18 protein-coding genes are annotated in these 22,502 nt (G+C 42.2%); 16 read left to right on the top strand and 2 right to left on the bottom strand.

From position 1 onward, the window contains the following. Positions 1–100 precede the first annotated feature (100 nt). A complete protein-coding gene (locus DW738_RS08640; RefSeq protein ID WP_123160826.1) occupies positions 101–922 on the bottom strand; it encodes a Cof-type HAD-IIB family hydrolase in 822 nt (273 codons plus the stop codon). Between the two features lie 318 nt (positions 923–1,240). On the opposite strand from DW738_RS08640, the gene DW738_RS08645 reads away from it, so the two are divergent. The 16 genes from DW738_RS08645 to DW738_RS08720 all read left to right on the top strand — a co-directional run bounded on the left by DW738_RS08645 (position 1,241) and on the right by DW738_RS08720 (position 20,770). Further along, positions 1,241–2,242: a uroporphyrinogen decarboxylase family protein gene (locus DW738_RS08645; RefSeq protein WP_123160827.1), complete on the top strand. Its 1,002-nt coding sequence runs from the start codon at positions 1,241–1,243 to the stop codon at positions 2,240–2,242. Positions 2,243–2,259: 17 nt separating this feature from the next. Next, on the top strand, positions 2,260–2,460 hold the full coding sequence (locus DW738_RS08650) for a hypothetical protein (RefSeq protein ID WP_117744923.1): 201 nt from the start codon (positions 2,260–2,262) through the stop codon (positions 2,458–2,460). Positions 2,461–2,559: 99 nt separating this feature from the next. Beyond that, positions 2,560–3,561, top strand: a complete 1,002-nt coding sequence (locus tag DW738_RS08655; protein ID WP_123160828.1) for a uroporphyrinogen decarboxylase family protein — start codon at positions 2,560–2,562, stop codon at positions 3,559–3,561. A gap of 27 nt (positions 3,562–3,588) precedes the next feature. Continuing rightward, positions 3,589–4,467 (top strand): transporter substrate-binding domain-containing protein, encoded by an 879-nt coding sequence (locus tag DW738_RS08660; protein ID WP_123159783.1) that lies wholly within the window; start codon positions 3,589–3,591, stop codon positions 4,465–4,467. 66 nt (positions 4,468–4,533) lie between these two features. Continuing rightward, entirely contained in the window at positions 4,534–5,226 is a 693-nt protein-coding gene (locus tag DW738_RS08665) for an amino acid ABC transporter permease (RefSeq protein ID WP_006595038.1), read from the top strand. Positions 5,227–5,229: 3 nt separating this feature from the next. Further along, positions 5,230–5,916, top strand: coding sequence for an amino acid ABC transporter permease (locus DW738_RS08670; protein WP_006595037.1), 687 nt, complete (start codon positions 5,230–5,232; stop codon positions 5,914–5,916). A 19-nt stretch (positions 5,917–5,935) separates the two neighbouring features. Continuing rightward, a complete protein-coding gene (locus DW738_RS08675; protein ID WP_006595036.1) occupies positions 5,936–6,700 on the top strand; it encodes an amino acid ABC transporter ATP-binding protein in 765 nt (254 codons plus the stop codon). Positions 6,701–7,059: 359 nt separating this feature from the next. After that, positions 7,060–9,165, top strand: coding sequence for an ATP-dependent Clp protease ATP-binding subunit (locus DW738_RS08680; protein WP_123160829.1), 2,106 nt, complete (start codon positions 7,060–7,062; stop codon positions 9,163–9,165). A gap of 290 nt (positions 9,166–9,455) precedes the next feature. Further along, the gene (locus DW738_RS08685) at positions 9,456–9,701 is read left to right on the top strand and encodes a hypothetical protein (RefSeq protein ID WP_023022151.1); all 246 of its coding nucleotides are present in this window, start codon (positions 9,456–9,458) and stop codon (positions 9,699–9,701) included. Between the two features lie 187 nt (positions 9,702–9,888). Further along, positions 9,889–10,218: a preprotein translocase subunit YajC gene (yajC, locus tag DW738_RS08690; protein ID WP_023027643.1), complete on the top strand. Its 330-nt coding sequence runs from the start codon at positions 9,889–9,891 to the stop codon at positions 10,216–10,218. A gap of 131 nt (positions 10,219–10,349) precedes the next feature. After that, on the top strand, positions 10,350–11,099 hold the full coding sequence (locus DW738_RS08695; protein ID WP_023022153.1) for an isoprenyl transferase: 750 nt from the start codon (positions 10,350–10,352) through the stop codon (positions 11,097–11,099). 11 nt (positions 11,100–11,110) lie between these two features. Beyond that, positions 11,111–11,914: a phosphatidate cytidylyltransferase gene (locus DW738_RS08700; protein ID WP_023022154.1), complete on the top strand. Its 804-nt coding sequence runs from the start codon at positions 11,111–11,113 to the stop codon at positions 11,912–11,914. 41 nt (positions 11,915–11,955) lie between these two features. After that, positions 11,956–13,215: an RIP metalloprotease RseP gene (gene rseP, locus DW738_RS08705; RefSeq protein ID WP_123160830.1), complete on the top strand. Its 1,260-nt coding sequence runs from the start codon at positions 11,956–11,958 to the stop codon at positions 13,213–13,215. A 17-nt stretch (positions 13,216–13,232) separates the two neighbouring features. Then, on the top strand, positions 13,233–15,083 hold the full coding sequence (locus tag DW738_RS08710; RefSeq protein ID WP_023022156.1) for a proline--tRNA ligase: 1,851 nt from the start codon (positions 13,233–13,235) through the stop codon (positions 15,081–15,083). Positions 15,084–15,225: 142 nt separating this feature from the next. Further along, the gene (locus DW738_RS08715) at positions 15,226–19,617 is read left to right on the top strand and encodes a PolC-type DNA polymerase III (protein WP_123160831.1); all 4,392 of its coding nucleotides are present in this window, start codon (positions 15,226–15,228) and stop codon (positions 19,615–19,617) included. Positions 19,618–19,906: 289 nt separating this feature from the next. Further along, positions 19,907–20,770, top strand: coding sequence for an Rgg/GadR/MutR family transcriptional regulator (locus DW738_RS08720; protein ID WP_123159777.1), 864 nt, complete (start codon positions 19,907–19,909; stop codon positions 20,768–20,770). Between the two features lie 9 nt (positions 20,771–20,779). On the opposite strand, the gene DW738_RS08725 is transcribed toward DW738_RS08720, so the two are convergent. Further along, entirely contained in the window at positions 20,780–22,363 is a 1,584-nt protein-coding gene (locus tag DW738_RS08725) for an ABC transporter ATP-binding protein (RefSeq protein WP_123159776.1), read from the bottom strand. Positions 22,364–22,502 lie beyond the last annotated feature (139 nt).

Raw genomic sequence — 22,502 nt, forward strand, 5'->3', positions numbered from 1 at the left:
CTACTACGCTGATTTCATCAGCTTTTACAGCCTTACTCAACTGTGCGGAGGTGGGACGATGAAATCGAATTCTAACGAATGACCGATTTCTGTCCCACTCTCATTTGTTTGATGGCGGTAAGACATACTCTTGGATAGCTTGTGCTACGCCGTGTTCTTGGTTGCTGGTGGTGACAACTTGAGCTTCCTTCTGGACGGCTTCAGGAGCATTTCCCATGGCAACTCCAAGTCCAGCCAGACGAATCATGGGGAGGTCATTGAAGTGATCTCCGATGGTCATGACCTGTTCTAAGGGAATTTGATAGTAAGCCGCGAGTTCAAGGACAGCATCCTTTTTTGAGACGGATTTGGCAGTGACTTCTAGGTAGTTTTCCTTTGAAAGGTAAAAAGCAGTCTGCGGAAATTCTTGCGGATCCAGCTTCTGATAGAGTTCTTGAATATTCTGAGTCTCTCCAATCAAGAGCAATTTATGTAGATGGAGAGTATCATCAGAGAGGGTCTGAGAAAGTGATTGTATCTGGGGAGTTTCACCCGTAATAGCAGCCTCAACTTGGGTCCACTGGTCCTCTCTGGAGTTGAACCAGACTGCCCCGCTATAACAATTAATTGAAATGCTGGGATCTAGTTCGTCCACACGATGGAGGAAGGTGCGGATCTCATCTTTGTCCAGGCTGTGTTCAAATAGAATCTCTTCTTCCTTGACGATGAGAGCCCCATTGTAGCAAGCGATAGGTTCCTGATGGACGCCCAAACTTCTTGCGATAGGGGCAATCCCGATAGGAGAGCGAGCCGATGCCAAGATAAAAGGAATCTTTTTTTCTTGGAGCTGGGGAATGAGTTTGATAAGGTTGGGATCAACCTGATGCTGCTGGTCCAGAATGGTTCCGTCAATATCACTAACAATTAAACGAATGGAAGACATAGGCTCCTCCTTTTTCTTAAGTATACCACATTTTAGGAGAATTAAAAGAAGGGGTATAGTTGATTCTTATAACTGGGTCAAGTAATTTTCAAAGCAGACCCTTTTTCAAAAATAAAAAAATAGTTAAGAACGCGCGCAAGGCTTTATTTTCAAGGGACTTGCGCGTTTTTGCTACTCGACTCAATAAAGAAATTTTAAGGCCTTGATAGGGAAAATATATTAGTCAGCTCCTTTTCCAGGTGATATCATGGTTACTAATTTCCGGCAGGGAAGCAGTCGTCTTCCTTGTGGAGAAGATATTGAGGAGGTTGAAACAGCATGAGTAAAAAAGAGTTGGTTCTTCGTGCCATTCGGGGCGAAGCGGTTGAGCGAATCCCTGTAGGATTCTGGCTCCATTATGTGACTCAAGAAGAAAAAGAGTTGGGGCTAGACAATCCAGCCGTACTTGAAAAAAGTATCAAAGGACACCAACAGTATGTCGAAGAAATATCTCCTGATTTTGTCAAGATTATGAGCGATGGCTTTTTCCGCTATCCCAGTGCTCTTTATTCTAGAGAGATCACATCGATCCAAGAATTGAAGGACATTCAACCGATTGGAGAGCATCATCCATGGATTGAAAAACAAATTGAAGTGGTCAAGGAAATTCGTTCCCATTTCCATGAGGAAATTGCTTCTTTCTACAATATCTTCTCGCCCATTTCTTATTTGAAACGCTGGTTCCGGACGGATCAATCCCGCGGGGATCAAGTGATTGCAGATTTTATCAAGGAAGACCCAGAAAGCTTGGCTCATGTCCTTGACGTGATTGCAGGAGACATCGCCATTCTTAGTCGTCGCTTGATCCAAGAAGCAGGTGTTGAAGGGATTTACTTCTCCACCCAGCAAGTCCAAGATGAGCGCGTAACCCAAGAAGAATACCGTAAGATCATCGAACCGAGCAACATTGCTGTCTTAGAGGCGGCCAATGAAGCAGGTGGGATCAATATCCTTCATATTTGTGGCTTTGAAGGCGCCAGCAATGAAGTGGAACTCTTTAAGGATTATCCAGCTCAAGTCATTAACTGGGCGACCCATCATGAAGGGGTGAGTCTAGCAGAGGGAAGAAAACTCTTCGGCAATCGTGCCGTCTTGGGTGGTTTTGTCAATGGCAAGAAAGGCTTGCTCTACAGAGGCGAAAAAGAAGTGATCGAGCGAGAAACGCGTCGCTTGGTTGCAGAAGCAGGTAGTCGCGGTTTGATCCTTGGGGCGGACTGTACCGTACCAGACGATTTCCAATTGGAACGCTTAGACTGGGTGCGTCAGGCAGCCGTCTTGTAAGAAGAAAGGAGAGGGAGATGAAAAAGATCAATGTATGGTGTATCGTGGTAACCGTTTTGTTTTTGCTTCTCGGGCTAAGTAAAATCGCTCTAGCAAGCAGTCATGGGATTACACGGAAAGATCCAGACATCGAAAAATTGGAGAAAATTCCAGCTCATAGCCTCTCCCTTATGCGCCCGTCTGATCTAGCTGGACTTCTACTTCTAGACGGACAGTGATAAAAAAAGATGAAGAGCTTGATAAAAAATATATATTAGTCAAATAATTTTTGAAGTGATAAGATAACAAACAAGAAAAAGATAGAACGAGGTCAGAACATGTCTACAAAAAGAGAACTAGTCTTAAAAGCTTTTAAAGGGGAAGCGGTTGATCGTGTGCCAGTTGGATTTTGGCATCATTTTACAACAGAAGAAGAATGGTTGAAAGGATTTTCTAATCCTGAAATTATTGAAAAAAACCTCAATGGCCATAAAAACTTCCTTCACAAGGTCAAACCAGACTTTGTCAAACTCATGAGTGATGGTTACTTTGCTTATCCAAATCCAGCCATTCACAAAGGCCTTGAAAATATCTCTGACTTAGCAGGGATTGAACCACTCGGAGCAGATCATCCATGGATCACAGAGCAGGTAGAGCTCGTTAAAAAAATCCGTGCCGGTTTCGAAGAAGACATTGTGGCTATCTACAATATCTTTGCTCCGGTGACCTACTTCAAATGGTTGGTCGGAGAAGTTTCAGGAGGAGATGACTTGATCGCAAACTTCATCGATCAAGATGCAGCACCTCTTAAAAAAGTATTGGATACCATTGGCCAAGATATTGCCAGTTTGAGCCAACGAATCATCAAAGAAGCAGGGGCAGACGGGATCTACCTCAGTGTTCAAAGCATCCAAGATGCGCGCGTGAGCCAAGAAGTATATAAGAATATCATCGCGCCGAGTGAACTCCATGTCTTAGAGACAGCTAAGGAAGCCGGTGGCGTAAATATTCTTCATATCTGTGGCTACGAAGGAGCGCGCAATGATATCCACCTCTTTACAGACTACCCAGCTCCAGTCATCAACTGGGCAGTCGGACCAGAAGGTATCAGCCTAGCAGAAGGACGCGAAATCTTCGGTGGACGCACGGTTCTAGGTGGCTTTGAAAATGGTAAAACTGGTCTTCTCTACACAGGAGACAAGGCTGCCATCCAAGCAGAAACCAAACGCATCATCGCAGACACAGGAACCACAGGTTTGGTCATCGGTGCCGATTGTACCATCCCAAGTGACATTGATGAAGAACGAATCGAATGGGTTCGTGAAGCTGCAGCAGAATAAGGAAAAGAGAAAGAGAGAAAAGAGAGTATGAGTAAAAAAACATGGATTATCGGTGGGGTGGCCGTCCTTGCCCTTGCAGGTGCAACGATTATTGGTCGGAGCTTGAACCACGCAAACGACAGCAAAGGATCAACAGGATCTAATAAAGTAACAACCTTGAAAGTAGCCCACACGCAAAACTACGTACCGTATGATTTCGTTGATGAAAAAGGAGAATCAGATGGCTATGAAGTGGCCGTTCTTAAAGCCATTGACGAAAAACTACCAGACTACAAGTTTGAGTATACTGGAACCAGTGACGATGATCTCTTGATTGGTCTAGAATCTGGCAAGTACGATATCGGTACCAAAGGAGCTTGGTATACAGAAGAGCGCGCTAAGAAATTCATCATTCCAGAAGAACCAATCGGAGCCAGTATCATCGGATTTACCGTACGTAAAGAAGATGCGGATAAATACAAGAACATCGATGACTTCGCCAAAGAAAAAGGAAAATTGGTTCCAATCTCCCCACAAAATGCCCAATGGAATGTTATCAAAGAATACAATGACAAGCATAAGGACCAACAAATTGAGTTAACAGCTGCGGAATCTTTCAAAGTGGCAGATGCCTATGCATGGGTTCTGGAAGGTCGTTACGATGCCTTCTTTGACATCAAACTGTCCTTTGAAAAAGCGGTCACAGATAAAGATGGTTCTTACCACCAATATGCAGATAAACTCAGCTGGTTTGCCTACAAAGGAATTCCAACTTACCCATTGATCCACAAGGATAAGAAAAACGAAAAATTTGCGGAAGCCTACAGCAAGGCCATCAAAGAATTGGAAAAAGATGGCACACTTGCTAAACTATCAGAAAAATATTTCGGTGAAGATGTCTTCAGTTATGTAGATAAAGAAAAATAAGATGAAACTGGGTGCGTTTAGCCCCAGATTCCTTATTTCTATCCGGATAGAGAAAGGAAAAGAAACATGGTCTCATACGACATTTCCAAGGTCTGGACTTTTCTCCCAACCTTGGTCCAAGCCCTACCAGCGACCCTAGCTTTGATGGTGTTAACGACGCTTCTAGGTTCGGCATTTGGCTTGGTTTTGACCTGGGCACAAGTATCAGAAGATAAGGTAGGAGCAGGTCTGGCCAAAGGCTATGTCTTTACCTTGCGTTGTACCCCTCCGATTGTCTTGCTCTTTTTGGTCTTTTATGGACTGCCCCAATTTTTGAACTGGTGGTTGGGCATTGACATTGACCACTGGTCCAAGTTTGTCTTTGTCCTGATTGCCATGTTTCTTCTCTTTGCGGCAATGATCTCCGAGGTCTTTAAGGCAGCCTATTTGGCCATTCCAAAAGGTCAGATGGAAGCGGGCTTGAGTATTGGTTTGACACCAGCTCAGACTATTTGGCGGATTGTCCTTCCACAAGCCTTTCGCGTGGCTCTTCCAAATATGACGACTGCCATCTTGAACCTCATGCGCGATGCGGCATTGGCTTATACCATTGGCTTTATCGATATCATGGGAGCAGGAAACAACTTGATCAGTCGCAATCTTGGAAATTATTCCCTCGAGACCTATACAGCCGTAGCAGTGATCTACTGGGCTATTGCCCTTGTGATTTCCTTCTCCGCTCAATTGCTTGAAAAACGACTCAGTGTAACAGAAAGGTAGCTTATGGATTTCAATTTTATTAGTAAAACGTTTCTAGCCACCTTGGGTGGTGTTCCAGTGACCCTTCTGATCATGGTCGTATCGATTCTCTTGAGTTTTTTTCCAGCCCTCTTTTTGGCACTCGGCCAGATCTATAAGGTCAAAGGGGTTCGCAGTTTCTCAGTGGTTTACTTAGCCTTTATCCGCGCGACACCTCCAATTCTCTTGATTCTCTTCTTTTATAGTCTCTTTCCCAGTCTCTTAAATAGCTTTTTTAAGAGCATAGGCAGTCACTTTAATGTCTTTGAGATCAATCCCATTTACTATGCCTTTATCATCTTTAGCTTGATGACGACAGGAAGTCTGGCTGAAATTTTACGGTCAGCCATTCTGACGGTGGATAAGGGCCAGCTAGAAGCAGCGCAAGCCATTGGCTTGACCAACCGCCAAGCCTATATCCGCATTGTTTTTCCACAAGCCTTGCGTGCGGCCCTGCCTAATCTGTGTAACCTGGTCATCAACTTGGTCAAAGGAACCTCCCTTGTCTTTGTCATGACCATCAAGGATATCACCGCCATTGCCAAGGTCGAAGCCTCTTATGGCTATCAATATTTTGAATCCTATTTAGTGATTTTTATTCTTTATATTGTCATTTGTGGGGTGATTCAGTGGGGATTCAACCTCTTAGAAAAACGCCTGACACTCGCATAGAAGAAGGAGAAATGAGAAGATGTTAGAAGTAGAACACGTATCGAAAAAATTTAAGGACCACCAAGTCTTGGTAGATGTTAATCTCAAGGTCAACCAAGGGGATGTCGTCGTTATTTTGGGTCCATCTGGATCAGGAAAAACAACCTTCCTTCGCTGCCTCAATCACTTGGAAAAGGCAGACACAGGCCGTTTGACTTTGGGTGGAAAAGAGTATGATCTCTCAAAGCTCAGCAAAAAAGAAATTCTAGAAATCCGCCAAAAGACAGCCTTTGTCTTCCAGCATTACAATCTCTTTGCTAATAAAACAGCGATTGAAAATATCTTAGAGGGCCTGATTGTGGCTCGGAAGATTCCAAAAGAAGAAGCCATCCAACGGGCAGAATCCGCCCTTGAAAAAGTCGGCCTCCTCGCTTATAAGGATTACTATCCTTCTCAATTGTCAGGTGGTCAGCAGCAACGGATCGGGATTGCGCGTGCCATCGCAGTGAAACCCGACGTGATCTTGCTGGATGAGCCAACTTCAGCGCTAGACCCAGAATTGGTCGGGGACGTCTTAGATGTCATGAAGCAATTGGCTCAAGAAGGCGTAACCATGGTTGTCGTAACCCATGAGATGGGCTTCGCGCGTGATGTGGCCAACCACGTCATCTTTATGGATGGCGGGCACATCATCGAAGAAAATGAACCGCATGAATTCTTCAACAGTCCAAAAGAAGAACGAACCAAACAATTCCTTTCACGGATTCTATCCGACGCCACCTACAGCGTCGAATACATGATTTGATAAGAGGCACACCCTGGTAAGGGTGTGTTTTTTTGCTTCGGAAAAATTTTTTTAAAAAATGTAAAAAATTATGTAAAAAAGTGTTGACAAAAAACCCAGTCTGCTTTATAATAATTTATGTAAACAAAAAGAGGTTGAGAAAATCTCAAAAGTTTACAGGATCAATAGTGGAAAGGAGATGGTGAAATGCTATTTCCAAAATATAGAAAACTAATTGATAAAAGAAGAAATACAAGATCCTAGCCCTCGAGGCTATTCATTTAAAAGTAAAATAAAATTATGTAAAAAACGTAAAGTAGCCAAATTGGCTACTCATTTTCAAGAATAAATTAAAATTATGTAAACTAGAGGTAACAACTATGAATAACAACTTTAACAATATGGATGATCTTTTCAATCAACTAATGGGAAACATGGGAGGTTTTCGTTCTGAAAGCCGTCGCTATATGATCAACGGTCGTGAAGTGACACCGGAAGAATTCGCTATTTACCGTCAAACTGGACAACTTCCAACTGAAGGAAGCGAGCAAGTGCAACACCATCAAGGTAAAGGCATGAAACAAGATGGGATCCTTGCAAAACTTGGTCGTAACTTGACTGAAGAAGCTCGTGAAGGAAAATTGGATCCAGTTATTGGACGTAATAAAGAAATTCAAGAAACTTCTGAAATTCTTTCTCGCCGTACCAAGAACAATCCTGTCCTTGTCGGGGATGCAGGTGTTGGTAAGACGGCTGTTGTAGAAGGATTGGCTCAAGCTATCGTGAACGGTGATGTTCCAGCAGCTATCAAGAACAAAGAAATCATCTCGATTGATATTTCTGGTCTAGAAGCTGGTACGCAATACCGTGGTAGCTTCGAAGAAAATATCCAAAATATGATCCAAGAAGTCAAAGCAATGGGCAATGTCATCCTCTTCTTCGATGAAATTCACCAAATTCTTGGTGCAGGTAGCACAGGAGATGGACAAGGATCTAAAGGTCTTGCGGATATCTTGAAACCAGCTCTTTCTCGTGGTGAATTAACCGTGATTGGGGCAACTACTCAAGATGAATACCGTAACACCATCTTGAAAAATGCTGCCCTTGCTCGTCGTTTCAACGAAGTCAAGGTCAATGCTCCTTCTGCTGAAGATACCTTCAAGATTCTCCAAGGAATCCGTGATCTTTATGAAAAACACCACAATGTTGTCTTGCCAGATGAAGTCTTGAAAGCAGCAGTTGATTATTCTGTTCAATACATTCCACAACGGAGCTTGCCTGATAAGGCCATCGACTTGGTTGATGTGACAGCTGCTCACTTGGCAGCTCAACATCCAGTAACAGATGTGCACGCAGTGGAACATGAAATTGATGAAGAAAAAGCAAAACAAGAAGAAGCTGCAGCTAAAGAAGATTACGAAGCAGCTTTGAAAGCAAAAGTTCGCATCGAAGAACTGGAAAAGAAAATTGCTAACCATACGGAAGACCATAAAGTAACAGCAACAATCAACGATGTGGCTGAATCAGTAGAACGGATGACGGGTATTCCAGTTTCTCAAATGGGAGCAACCGATATCGAACGCTTGAAAGATATGGGACACCGTTTGCAAACGAAAGTTATCGGTCAAGACAAGGCCGTTGAAGCCGTTGCCAAAGCGATTCGTCGGAACCGTGCAGGATTTGATGAAGGCAACCGTCCAATCGGTAGCTTCCTCTTCGTCGGACCTACTGGTGTCGGTAAGACTGAGTTGGCTAAACAATTGGCCCTTGATATGTTTGGTACCAAAGATGCCATCATCCGTTTGGACATGTCAGAATACAGCGATCGTACAGCCGTCTCTAAGTTGATTGGTACCACTGCCGGTTATGTTGGTTACGATGATAACAACAATACCTTGACAGAACGTGTACGTCGCAATCCTTACTCTATCGTCCTTCTTGATGAGATTGAAAAGGCGGATCCTCAAGTGATCACCCTGCTCCTTCAAGTCTTGGATGATGGTCGTTTGACAGATGGTCAAGGAAACACCGTTAACTTCAAGAATACGGTCATTATCGCTACTTCAAACGCTGGCTTTGGTTATGAGGCTAACTTGACAGAAGATGCTGACAAACCAGAACTCATGGATCGTTTGAAACCATTCTTCCGTCCAGAATTCCTAAACCGCTTCAATGCTGTCATCGAATTCTCACACTTGAGCAAGGAAGACCTTTCTAAGATTGTTGACTTGATGTTAGCAGAAGTGAATAAAACGCTTGCTAAGAAAGACATTGATTTGACAGTTACCGATGCAGCTAAAGAATATATGACTGAAGAAGGATACGATGAAGTCATGGGTGTTCGTCCACTCCGTCGTGTGGTTGAACAACAAATCCGTGATAAGGTGACTGACTTCCACTTGGATAACCTTGACGCAAAACACTTGTTGGCTGATATGGAAGATGGAGAATTGGTTATTAAAGAGAATGGAACCTCAGAAGAATAACCGAAACATCTAGCTCCATAAACAAGAGAAAATCAGTTTGAAAAAGAAGGCTAGGAAGAAATTCTTAGCCTTTTTAATGTCAACAAAAGAAAATATATGAGGTATAGTTTTATCGTTTTTTTTCCCAGAAAGTGAAAAATGATAAAAAATAGGTATGTTTTTTCATAAATTAGTGCAAAATACAGCATGAAAATGCCTTAGAAAGCGTCTGTAAGCAAGATTTTCTTATAAATGAACAAATAAATTATATAATATATAAAAGACTAAATTTAAGGGGATAGGATGATTTTATGAAAAATCCAATTGATATTTATTCGACAAAAGATTATAAGAAAGTTGAAGCTGTCGTTCAATTGATGGTGGATGGAAAGGTGACAAGTTATAGAGTAGCGACTGAGACAGATATTAGCAAGATGAGTCTAGCTACCTTGACAAAAGGAACCAGTAAAATTAAAAATATTACCTATCAAACAGCCATGTTGTTGATTGAATGGTATGATAAAAATCATGAAAAATATGGAATCACAATCGATTAGCAAAAACCTATTTTTTATGGTTTTTTCTTTTTCTAAAAAAGAAAGCACTAGAAAAGCTGTCCGAATCAAATAGTGGTTGGACACCTCCATCTAAGGACTTATTTTTTTGAAAATCAAGGGTTCGTATTGAAAATACCTATAAAATTTGCTATAGTAGAGCATATATGATTTAAAAAGGAGAAATGGGATGCAAAGTGGTACAACCTTGCTATTTATGCTTGCGCTAATGGTCGGAATGATGTTCTTCATGAGCCGTAGCCAAAAGAAACAATACCAAAAACGGATGGAAAGCTTGAACAAGCTTCAAAAAGGGTATGAAGTGATTACCATCGGTGGTTTGTATGGAACAGTTGATGAAGTAGATACTGAACGGAAAACCGTTGTCTTGGATGTGGATGGCGTATATCTCACATTTGAATTGACAGCTATTAAAACAGTTTTGCCAGTTTCAGAAGGAGTGACAGCTAGTGCAGTTGAAGGCGCTGGCGAATCAGATTCTATCATCGACGGTGAATAATAAGAAGGAGCGATCAAAAGGTCGCTTTTTTCATTTTTAGCTAGATCCCCCTAGAAAAGGGACAAGACTGCCATTTTAAGCGGATTTATGATATAATGAAGCGATAAAAACAGTGAAATAGGTAGAAAAACATGTTTCGTTTTAAAAAGAAAGAAAAATTAAGTGTTCCCCTAGAAGTGCCCAAGCATATTGGAATTATCATGGATGGGAATGGTCGTTGGGCCAAAAAACGGATGCAACCTCGTGTCTTTGGGCATAAAGCTGGTATGGAGGCTTTGCAAGAAGTAACCATTGCAGCCAAGGAGATGGGTGTGCAGGCCCTAACGGTCTATGCTTTCTCAACTGAAAACTGGACACGTCCTCAACAGGAAGTGAGCTTTATCATGAATCTTCCAGTTGAATTCTATGACCGCTTTGTTCCAGAGCTTCACAAAAATAATGTGAAGATCCAGATGATTGGCGAGGTTTCCCGTCTTCCGAAGGAAACCTTGGAGGCTCTGGAAAAGGCAGAGGCCTTAACACGCTCCAATACAGGCTTGATATTGAATTTCGCCTTGAACTATGGAGGACGGGCAGAACTGACCCAAGCAGTCAAACAAATTGCCCAGGAAGTCCTAGATGCGCGCTTGAATCCAGGCGATATTTCAGAAGAGATGATTGCCAATTATTTGTATACCAGTAGTCTACCCAAGGACTTACGAGATCCTGACCTGATTATTCGGACAAGTGGGGAGCTTCGCTTGAGTAACTTTTTGCCTTGGCAAGCGGCCTATAGTGAGCTTTACTTTACCGATGTGATGTGGCCGGATTTTGGAGAAAAGGCCTTGCATGATGCAATAGAAGAATACAGCCATCGTCATCGACGCTTTGGTGGTGTATAGGAGAGAAATATATGAGAAAAGATTTACAGAAGCGAGTGATTTTTGGAGGAATCGCCTTAGCTTTCTTTATTCCAGTCGTCCTTATTGGAGGAGTTGTTTTTCAGATTGTAGTGGGACTCATCGCTATGTTGGGTGTTCATGAATTGCTGAAGATGAAAGGCTTGCAGACCGAAACCATCGAAGGAGCCTTGGCTATGCTAGCAGCTCTTGTGTTGGCTCTGCCGTTAGAGAGTTACCTCCCTTTCTTGCCAGCAGGTGGCAATTTCATCGCCTACGGCCTTTTGGTCTTATTATTGATGGGGACAACTGTCTTGGCGCAAGGCTATACCTATGACGAGGTTGTCTATCCGATTGCTTCCAGCTTTTATGTTGGTTTTGGCTTCCATGCCTTGATTCAAGCTCGCTTAGCAGGTGTGGATAAAATTCTTTTGGCTCTCTTTATTGTTTGGGCAACGGATTCAGGGGCCTATTTCATTGGGAGCCAGTTCGGTAAGAAAAAACTCTTGCCAAGAGTATCGCCCAATAAGACTGTTGAAGGAAGTCTAGGTGGGATCGCTTGTGCTGTCGTCGTGACACTAATCTTTATGATACTAGATCGTACTGTTGCAGGATCTTACGGTTGGGTGACCATGATTCTCTTTACTATTCTTTTCAGTATAGCAGCTCAGTTTGGTGACTTAGTTGAAAGTGCCATCAAGCGCCATTTTGGAGTGAAAGACTCTGGCCGTTTTATTCCTGGCCACGGTGGTGTCTTAGATCGATTTGATAGCTTGATTTTTGTCTTCCCACTGATGCTATTCTTCGGTCTGTTTTAAACAGAAATCATACAATCATCAGATAAAACGAAGGAGCGTGTATGCAATTTATTGCCTTTATTATCATTTTTGGCGTCATTGTCCTAGTGCATGAGTTCGGTCATTTCTATTTTGCAAAAAAATCAGGCATCCTAGTCCGCGAGTTTGCGATTGGGATGGGGCCGAAGATTTTTGCCCATGTAGGCAAGGACGGAACAGCCTATACTATTCGAATCCTTCCATTGGGGGGCTATGTCCGAATGGCAGGTTGGGGCGAAGACACGACGGAGATTAAGACAGGAACTCCTGTCAGTCTGACGTTGAACCCTGAGGGAACAGTTGTTCGGATTAACCTTTCTGGAAAAAATATCGACCAGACAGCTCTTCCCATGAATGTCACAGATTTTGATTTTGAGGATAAACTTCAAATTACAGGAATCGTTATCGAAGAGACCAAAACTTATCCTGTCCACCATGATGCAACCATCGTTGAGGAAGATGGGACAGAAGTACGGATTGCTCCTCTGGATGTGCAGTATCAAAACGCTAGTATCTGGGGACGCCTGATGACCAACTTTGCTGGTCCAATGAACAACTTTATCTTAAGTATTGTCGTGTACTCTCTCCTTGCCTTTATGCAGGGAGGTGCAGTGGACTACTATAGCAACCATGTTCAGGTCGTTCCTCAAGGAGTGGTGGCTAAGGCTGGTTTGAAAGACAATGACCAGATTGTTCAAATCAATGAATACAAGGTCTCCAACTGGGATGAGTTGACAGATTCTGTCCAGAAGGCGACCCGTAACCAAGGGAAAAATCCAGAAGTAACGATCACCTATGAACGAGACGGGAAGACTCAAAAAGTGACGGTTCAACCAGAAGAAGATGGGGGACGGTATTATATCGGTGTGACCAATGCTGTCAAGACAGGCTTCCTAGATAAGCTTCTCTCAGGTGTGACAGATACCTGGTACACAGCAACTCGTATTTTGACGGCCTTGAAGGATATCATCTTCCACTTTAGTTTGAACAAGTTGGGTGGTCCGGTAGCAATCTACAAAGCTAGTTCGCAAGCTGCGGAGCTAGGACTTCCAGCGATCTTATCTTTGATGGCCGTGCTGTCTATTAATATCGGAATCTTTAACTTGATTCCTATTCCGGCTTTGGATGGTGGGAAAATCTTGATCAATCTGATCGAGCTTGTTCGTAGAAAACCTCTTAAACAGGAGGTAGAAACCTACTTGACCCTTGCTGGAGTAGCGGTCATGGTTATCTTGATGATTGCTGTGACTTGGAATGATATCATGAAATTATTTTTGAAATAGAAAAGGAATGAATCTGAATGAAACAAAGTAAAATGCTTATTCCAACACTTCGCGAAATGCCAAGTGATGCGCAGGTCATCAGCCACGCTTTGATGCTCCGTGCGGGTTATGTTCGTCAAGTATCTGCAGGTGTCTATTCTTACCTGCCACTTGCTAACCGTGTGATCGAAAAAGCTAAGAAGATCATGCGCCAAGAATTTGATAAGATTGGTGCGGTTGAGATGTTGGCTCCAGCCCTTCTCAGTGCGGACCTTTGGCGCGAATCTGGCCGTTATGAAACCTACGGTGAAGACCTTTATAAACTAAAAAATCGTGAGAAGTCAGACTTTATCTTGGGTCCAACTCACGAAGAAACTTTCACAGCAATTGTCCGTGATTCGGTCAAGTCTTACAAGCAATTGCCACTGAACTTGTACCAAATCCAGCCTAAGTATCGTGATGAAAAACGTCCACGTAATGGCCTTCTTCGTACCCGTGAGTTCATCATGAAAGATGGCTATAGCTTCCACGCTAACTACGATAGCTTGGATGTAACTTATGATGAGTACAAAGCAGCCTACGAACGCATTTTCACTCGCAGTGGCTTGGACTTCAAAGCCATCATCGGTGATGGTGGTGCTATGGGTGGTAAGGATAGCCAAGAATTTATGGCCATCACTCCTTCACGTACAGACCTTGACCGTTGGGTGGTCTTAGACAAGTCAGTCGCATCATTTGATGAGATTCCTGCAGAAGTGCAAGAAGAAATCAAGGCAGAATTGCTCAAATGGATGGTTTCTGGTGAAGATACGATTGCCTACTCAAGTGAGTCAAGCTATGCAGCTAACTTGGAAATGGCGACAAACGCCTACAAACCAAGCAACCGTGTTGTGACGGAAGAAGAAGTGGCTCGTGTGGAAACACCAGGTGTCAAATCAATTGATGAAGTAGCGGCCTTCTTGAATATCTCTGAAGACCAAACAATCAAGACCTTGGTTTATATCGCAGATCAAGAGCCAGTTGTAGCTCTATTGGTTGGCAACGACCAACTCAATGAAGTCAAGTTGAAAAACCACCTTGGAGCAGACTTCTTGGAACCTGCAACTGAGGCAGAAGTGAAAGAATTGTTGGGAGCTGACTTTGGTTCTCTTGGTCCAGTCAATCTTCCAGAAACTGTCAAAATTATTGCAGATCGCAAAGTGCAAGATAGCCGCAATGCTGTTGTGGGTGCTAACCAAGATGGTTACCACTTGACGGGTGTCAACCCAGGTCGTGACTTTACTGCCGAATATGTGGATATCCGTGAAGTGCGTGAGGGTGAAATCTCTCCAGATGGACAAGGTGTTCTCAACTTTGCGCGTGGGATCGAGATTGGTCACATCTTCAAACTTGGTACTCGCTACTCAGCAAGTATGGGTGCAGATGTCTTGGATGAAAATGGCCGTGCTGTGCCAATCATCATGGGCTGCTATGGTATCGGTGTGAGTCGTCTCCTTTCAGCAGTCATGGAACAACACGCTCGCCTCTTCGTTAATAAGACACCAAAAGGTGAATACCGTTACGCTTGGGGAATCAACTTCCCTAAAGAATTGGCGCCGTTTGATGTGCATTTGATTCCAGTAAATGTCAAAGACGAAGCCTCTCTTGAATTGACTAGCAAGATCGAAGACCAATTGGTCAAGGCTGGCTACGAAGTCTTGGTGGATGACCGTAACGAACGTGCAGGTGTTAAATTTAGCGATAGTGACTTGATTGGTTTGCCAATCCGCATCACTGTTGGGAAGAAAGCAGCTGACGGTATCGTAGAAGTGAAAATCAAAGCTTCAGGAGACACGATTGAAGTGCATGCAGACAACCTGCTTGAAACCCTTTCAATTTTAAATAAATAAGCAATAGTAGAAGGCTAGGATGCTCAACACCCTAGCCTTCTTTTTTGTAAGCTGAGCCAGCTAGACGAAAGGACCTTCTGACAGTCGAAAAGTTAGGCGAAATATGATAAAATAAAGGCTAGTAATTCGTCAGGGAGAAATCATGTCAACTAGCTTTGAAATTTTAATGAATCAGTTAGGGATGCCTTTGGAAATGCGTGAATCAGGCGCTTTTGAAGGGGCTGAAATCCAAGAGGTCATCGTCCATAAGCTCAGTCGTGTTTGGGAATTTCGTTTTGTTTTTGCCGAAATTCTTCCCATCACGATTTTTCGGGAGCTCAAAAACCGCTTGGCTGAGGAGTTTTCAAAGACAGGCAATCGAGCGGTGTTTGAGATTCAGGTAAAGAATCCAACTTTTAGTGAGGAGCTCTTGCAAGCCTATTACCAGGAAGCTTTTGAAGATGGTCCCTGTGCGAGCCAGGGCTTTAAGAGCATGTATCAACACTTGCAGGTTCGTGCACAGGGAGAAGAGCTGATCATTAGTGGCCCTTCATCTGTGGATACGGAGCATCACCGGAAAAACCATCTGCCAAATCTTGCTAGTCAATTGACCAAGTTTGGTTTTCCTCATTTTCAGTGTCGGGTAGAAGCTGATGACCAGTTGACAGAAGAACTCCAACAGGCCTTCGAAGCTGAGAAGGATCAAATCTTCCAAGCAGCCAACGAAGAAACTTTGCGGGCTATGGAGTCCTTGTCTCAAATGGCTCCTCCACCAGCAGAGGAAAAACCAGCCTTTGATTTCAAAGCCAAAAAGGCTGCGGCCAAGCCTAAGCTGGATAAGGCAGAGATCACTCCTATGATTGATATCACGACAGAAGAGAACCGCATCGTTTTTGAAGGGGTAGTCTTTGATGTCGAGCAAAAGGTAACTCGGACAGGTCGAGTCTTGATCAATTTCAAGATGACCGACTATACCTCCAGTTTTTCGCTCCAGAAATGGGCTAAAAATGAAGAAGAAGCTCAGAAGTTTGATATGATCAAGAAAAACTCTTGGTTACGGGTTCGTGGGAATATCGAGGTCAATAGCTTTACACGAGATTTGACTATGAATGTTCAAGATGTTCAAGAAGTGGTCCACTATGAGCGTAAGGATCTGATGCCAGAAGGCGAGCGTCGGGTCGAGTTCCATGCCCATACCAATATGTCGACCATGGATGCCCTACCTGAGGTAGAGGAGTTGGTCGCAAAAGCAGCCAAATGGGGCCACAAGGCAGTTGCTATTACCGATCATGGCAATGTGCAGTCCTTCCCTCATGGTTACAAGGCAGCTAAAAAAGCTGGTATCCAACTCATCTATGGGATGGAAGCCAATATCGTTGAAGACCGTGTACCGATTACCTACAATGAAGTCGATCTAGACCTTCATGAAGCGACCTATGTGGTTTTTGACGTGGAAACGACAGGACTCTCAGCAATTTACAATGATTTGATTCAGGTTGCCGCTTCTAAAATGCACAAGGGTAATATCATTGCTGAATTTGATGAGTTTATCAATCCAGGGCACCCCATTTCCGCCTTTACAACGGATCTGACAGGCATTACCGATGACCATGTTCGCAATGCTAAACCTTTGAAACAGGTCTTGGAGGAGTTCCAGGAATTCTGCAAGGATGCGGTTTTGGTTGCCCACAATGCCACTTTTGACGTGGGCTTCATGAATGCCAACTATAAGCGTCATGGCCTTCCCAAAATCACTCAGCCAGTAATTGATACGTTAGAGTTTGCTCGGAACCTTTATCCAGAGTACAAGCGTCATGGTTTGGGCCCCTTGACCAAGCGGTTTGGGGTTGCCTTGGAACACCACCACATGGCCAACTATGATGCGGAAGCGACGGGTCGCTTACTCTTTATCTTTATCAAGGATGTAGCAGAAAAGCATGGCGTGACCAATCTTGCCAAGCTGAATTTGGATTTGATTAGTCCGGATTCCTACAAAAAGGCTCGGGTCAAACACGCAACCATCTATGTCAAGAACCAGACGGGCTTGAAAAACATGTTCAAATTGGTCTCCCTTTCCAATACCCAATATTTTGAGGGAGTTCCTCGGATTCCGCGAACGGTTTTAGATGCTCACCGGGAAGGCTTGATCCTGGGATCGGCTTGTTCTGAAGGAGAAGTCTTTGACGCGGTCGTCTCTCAAGGAGTTGATGCGGCAGTGGAAGTGGCCAAGTATTATGACTTTATCGAGGTCATGCCTCCAGCCATCTATGTGCCCCTCATTGCTAAAGAGCAGGTCAAAGACATGGATGAGCTCCAGACTATCATCAAGAGTTTGATTGAGGTGGGAGATCGTCTTGGCAAGCCAGTCCTCGCGACAGGGAATGTCCACTATCTAGAGCCTGAGGAAGAGATCTATCGGGAAATCATTGTCCGCAGTCTCGGGCAAGGGGCCATGATTAACCGGACCATCGGCCATGGAGAAAACGCCCAACCAGCACCCCTACCAAAAGCCCATTTCCGTACAACCAATGAAATGTTGGATGAATTTGCCTTTCTAGGGGAAGACTTGGCACGAAAACTGGTCATTGAAAACACCAATGCCCTGGCAGAAATCTTCGAACCTGTCGAAGTGGTCAAGGGTGACCTCTATACCCCATTTATCGACAAGGCCGAAGAAACAGTTGCCGAGTTAACCTATCAGAAGGCCTTTGAAATCTATGGAAATCCACTACCTGATATTGTGGATCTGCGGATTGAAAAGGAATTAACCTCTATCTTGGGGAATGGCTTTGCCGTGATTTATCTGGCCTCGCAAATGCTGGTGCATCGTTCCAATGAGCGGGGCTACCTGGTTGGATCGCGTGGATCCGTTGGCTCCAGCTTTGTCGCGACCATGATCGGGATTACCGAGGTTAATCCGCTCTCGCCTCACTATGTCTGTGGCCAGTGCCAGTACAGTGAGTTTATCACGGATGGTTCTTATGGTTCAGGCTTTGATATGCCCAATAAGGACTGTCCAAACTGTGGACACCAGCTTAGCAAAAACGGCCAAGACATTCCGTTTGAGACCTTCCTTGGTTTTGATGGGGACAAGGTACCCGATATTGATTTGAACTTCTCAGGGGAAGACCAGCCGAGTGCCCACTTGGATGTTCGCCATATCTTTGGGGAAGAATATGCCTTCCGGGCAGGAACAGTAGGTACGGTTGCGGCCAAGACGGCCTATGGGTTTGTTAAAGGCTATGAGCGGGACTATGGCAAGTACTACCGAGATGCAGAGGTAGAACGTCTGGCCCAAGGTGCTGCTGGAGTCAAACGGACGACCGGTCAGCACCCAGGGGGAATCGTTGTTATTCCTAACTACATGGATGTCTATGACTTCACCCCTGTTCAGTATCCAGCAGATGATGTGACAGCCGAATGGCAAACCACTCACTTTAACTTCCACGATATCGATGAGAACGTTCTCAAGCTCGATGTCCTGGGACACGATGATCCGACCATGATTCGCAAACTTCAGGACTTGTCAGGCATTGATCCAAACGATATTCCTATGGATGATCCTGGTGTCATGGCTCTCTTCTCAGGAACCGATATCTTAGGAGTCACACCGGAGCAAATCGGTACCTCAACCGGTATGCTGGGAATCCCAGAGTTTGGGACCAACTTTGTTCGGGGAATGGTGGATGAGACCCATCCAACCACCTTTGCCGAGTTGCTTCAGCTGTCAGGGCTGTCTCACGGTACCGACGTGTGGTTGGGAAATGCCCAAGACTTGATCAAGGCGGGAATTGCCGACCTATCGACCGTTATCGGCTGTCGGGACGATATCATGGTTTACCTCATGCACGCTGGCCTAGATCCAAAAATGGCCTTTACCATCATGGAGCGGGTGCGGAAAGGCATGTGGCTCAAGATTCCTGAAGAAGAGCGCAATGGCTATATCGAGGCCATGAAGGCTAACAATGTCCCAGAATGGTACATCGAGTCTTGTGGAAAAATCAAGTATATGTTTCCTAAAGCCCATGCGGCAGCCTACGTTATGATGGCCTTGCGGGTGGCTTACTTTAAGGTTCATCATCCGCTCTACTATTACTGTGCTTACTTCTCAATCCGTGCCAAGGCCTTTGATATCAAGACTATGGGTGCAGGCCTAGAAGCCGTGAAAGCGCGGATGAAGGAGATTGCTGAAAAACGCAAGAACAACGAAGCTTCCAATGTGGAGATTGACCTCTACACGACCCTTGAAATTGTCAATGAGATGTGGGAGCGTGGCTTCAAGTTTGGTAAACTAGACCTCTATCGCAGTGATGCGACGGAATTCATCATCGATGGAGATACCCTTATCCCACCATTTGTCGCCATGGATGGATTGGGAGAAAACGTCGCCAAGCAGATTGTACGAGCTCGCAAAGAAGGAGAATTCCTATCTAAAACAGAGTTGCGCAAACGTGGCGGCGTCTCCTCAACCCTGGTGGAAAAGATGGACGAGATGGGAATCCTTGGCAATATGCCAGAGGATAACCAGTTGAGCCTCTTTGATGATTTGTTCTAATTTAAAGTCAACTTGTTCAAATAAGCCGACTAAGTTTCATCTAATTAAGACTTAACAGTAAAACCAGTAGAGATGATTTTTTATGATTTTCATTTCTACTGGTTTTTAGATATGATAGAGTATAAGTAAGTTTTTATCCAAAGACTAAAACTTTAGGAAGTTATATATTGAAATTATCAAAAATGATTGCTATAAATTACTAATAATGATACTCTCAAACAAGAGTAAGCTTAATGGAAGTAGTGTTTGCTATACCTTAATAACTTTTCGATATGGAATGGAGATAAGTATGATTTTAGGTGAAACTTATAGGAAAATAAGAGAAGAAAAGGGGATTTCTATTTCTTCATTAGCAGGTGCTGAAATTTCAAAATCTCAAATATCTAGATTTGAATTAGGAGAAACAGAGATTTCTGTCTTTAAGTTATTGTATCTTCTTGAAAGAATAGGAGTAACACTAGAAGAATTTCTGCTTATCTGTAATCATTATCAACCTTCGGATTTTAATACCTTAATAGCTTCTGTTAAACAGGCCGCATATAATGAAGATGCTCAAGCATTACTAGATATGGTAGAGAAAGAAATAGAACTTTTTCATGAGACAAATTCTCATTACCATAAATTAAATGCTATTTTCATCGAAAGTATTGTTTCGGGAATGGATAAGAATCATCAATTGAGTCGTCAAGACGCCTCTTATCTTACAAACTATTTATTTTCCGTTGAAAACTGGGGTTATTACGAAACGCTCATCCTTGGAAATTGCTGTCGTGTTCTATCTCCAGATTTATTATTTAGATATGCCAAAGAGGCGCTCAAAAAAGGGAAGTTGTATAGTCCTATACCTAGAAATAGACAATCTCTCATTCAACTACTTCTCAATTCTTTGATTATAATGATTGAGAACGACTTATATGAGGAATCTTTATTTTTAAAACAGGCTACGAAGAATATATTAGCGGATTCCACAGATTTTTTTGAACAAACTATTTTGCTATATTTAGATGGATATTTGGAACTGAAATTCTATCATAATCAAAAATCACTTTTAAAAATCAAAGAAGCTTTAAAAATTTTCGAACTCTTCAATAAAACAATCTACAAAAATTACAAACAATACTTTGAGAAACACATCATTCATTTAGTAGACTAGGCCATTTATCTATAAGGTAATAACGTGATCAAACTCTTCCAATATTTCTGGATTTTGATCATGAGTAATGACAATAACAATTGCATCTTTAATGGATAGAATGTAGTCCATTATTTCTTTTGCTTTTATTGGATCAAGGTTACTTGTAGGTTCGTCAAATATATAAACTGAATATGTTTTGACTAAAAACCTAGCTAAATCAATTCGTTGCTTTTCTCCTTCTGAAATGATTTTGTTTGATTGAGCTAGGTTTTTACGAAGGAAGTCTTCATTAAAACCTAAGGATTTTCTTAATTTTTCAGTTAAATGAAGGTTTCTAGCCAATTTGATATTCTCTAGAATATTGCCTTCAATTAGAAAGTCATTTTTTTGCACAAACGCAATATCTTTATATAACTCCTCTGAGGGAATATCAATATTCTGTTTTCCGTTGATTTTTATTTCTCCATCATAAAGATTTTTTGGATAATAATTTAGTATTAATTTTACTAAAGTTGTTTTCCCAGTTCCTGAAGCACCGATAATCGCATAGCGCTTGCCTTTTTTAAATTCATAGGAAAAATGATCAAATAATATTCTATTTTCAATTTCATAATATAATTGGCTAATAGAAATAGTCGAAATGTTATCACAATCAATTGTACTTGTTTTATGGAAAGTTCCATGATTTGTCTCATATAGATTTTCTTGGATATTATCAATAATGGACTTGCTACTGCTGATTAAATTTTTATTGTAAAGAATAGATTGTAATGGAGCAAAAACACCGTTTAATAATTGAATACTTGCTACTAGTAGTCCAATAGTCAGTAAGTTATTTCTTACAAAAAAGATACCAGCGACCATACAGGATAGTTGAGAGCCAAAACTTAGTAAAATTCCAGTAGTTGAAGCTAAGTCTTTTAAGAATTGATATGTCTTTCTGGACTCTTCAAATTCTAAACTGATTCCCTGAATTTTTTCTTGGGTCCAGCTTTGAATATTTAATAACTTAATTTGTTCAAAACCATTAATAAAGTTTGTCATTTTTGACAAATAGTGACTATTTTGTAGGGAATAATTATTAGTTGCTTTAGTCATTAACTTTCCAGGAATTTGAGATAGAAAAATCGTTATACTCGACAATAAAAGAAAGACTAATGCTAATCGCCATTCTATATAGATAATGGCAACCACACTCATGATAAGGGTCCCTAAATTTGCAATTAGAGAGATTCTAGGAATCAATAAATTTTCTTGAATAAGGTCACTATTTTTGGTGATATTATTTAAGAAATCTGAATGGTTACGGTTGTCAATTTGGTTAAATTCACGCGATAAATAATGTAATAAGAGACCCTTTTTTAGATCTATAATAACTTTTTTTACATATTGATTTTTAAGATAGGAATAAGAACAAGAGATAAAGAACCACAGTAAAATTAAACTTACACAAATAGTGATATGAAAGAGTAATCCACTATTTGAATTAGTTATACTATCAAGTATTCTTCCTAATTGAAGAGAGAAGAATGTCATTAAAAGAGCACTTGTCAAACTTAATAAAATAATCAAGAAATATAGTAATTTATATTGTTTCATAATCTGGTTCATATTTTTCACCTCTTAATCTATGATAGCAACATTATATTCTAAAACTAAAACTCAGGCTGAGATCTCCCATATTTGGGACATTAATTTTATTTCTTTACTATATTTTAGCTAACAGCTATCCATTGTATATCCAATGGGT

It is taken from the genome of Streptococcus sp. AM28-20 (assembly GCF_003603595.1).
In the GTDB taxonomy this organism is placed as follows: Bacteria; Bacillota; Bacilli; order Lactobacillales; family Streptococcaceae; genus Streptococcus; species Streptococcus ilei.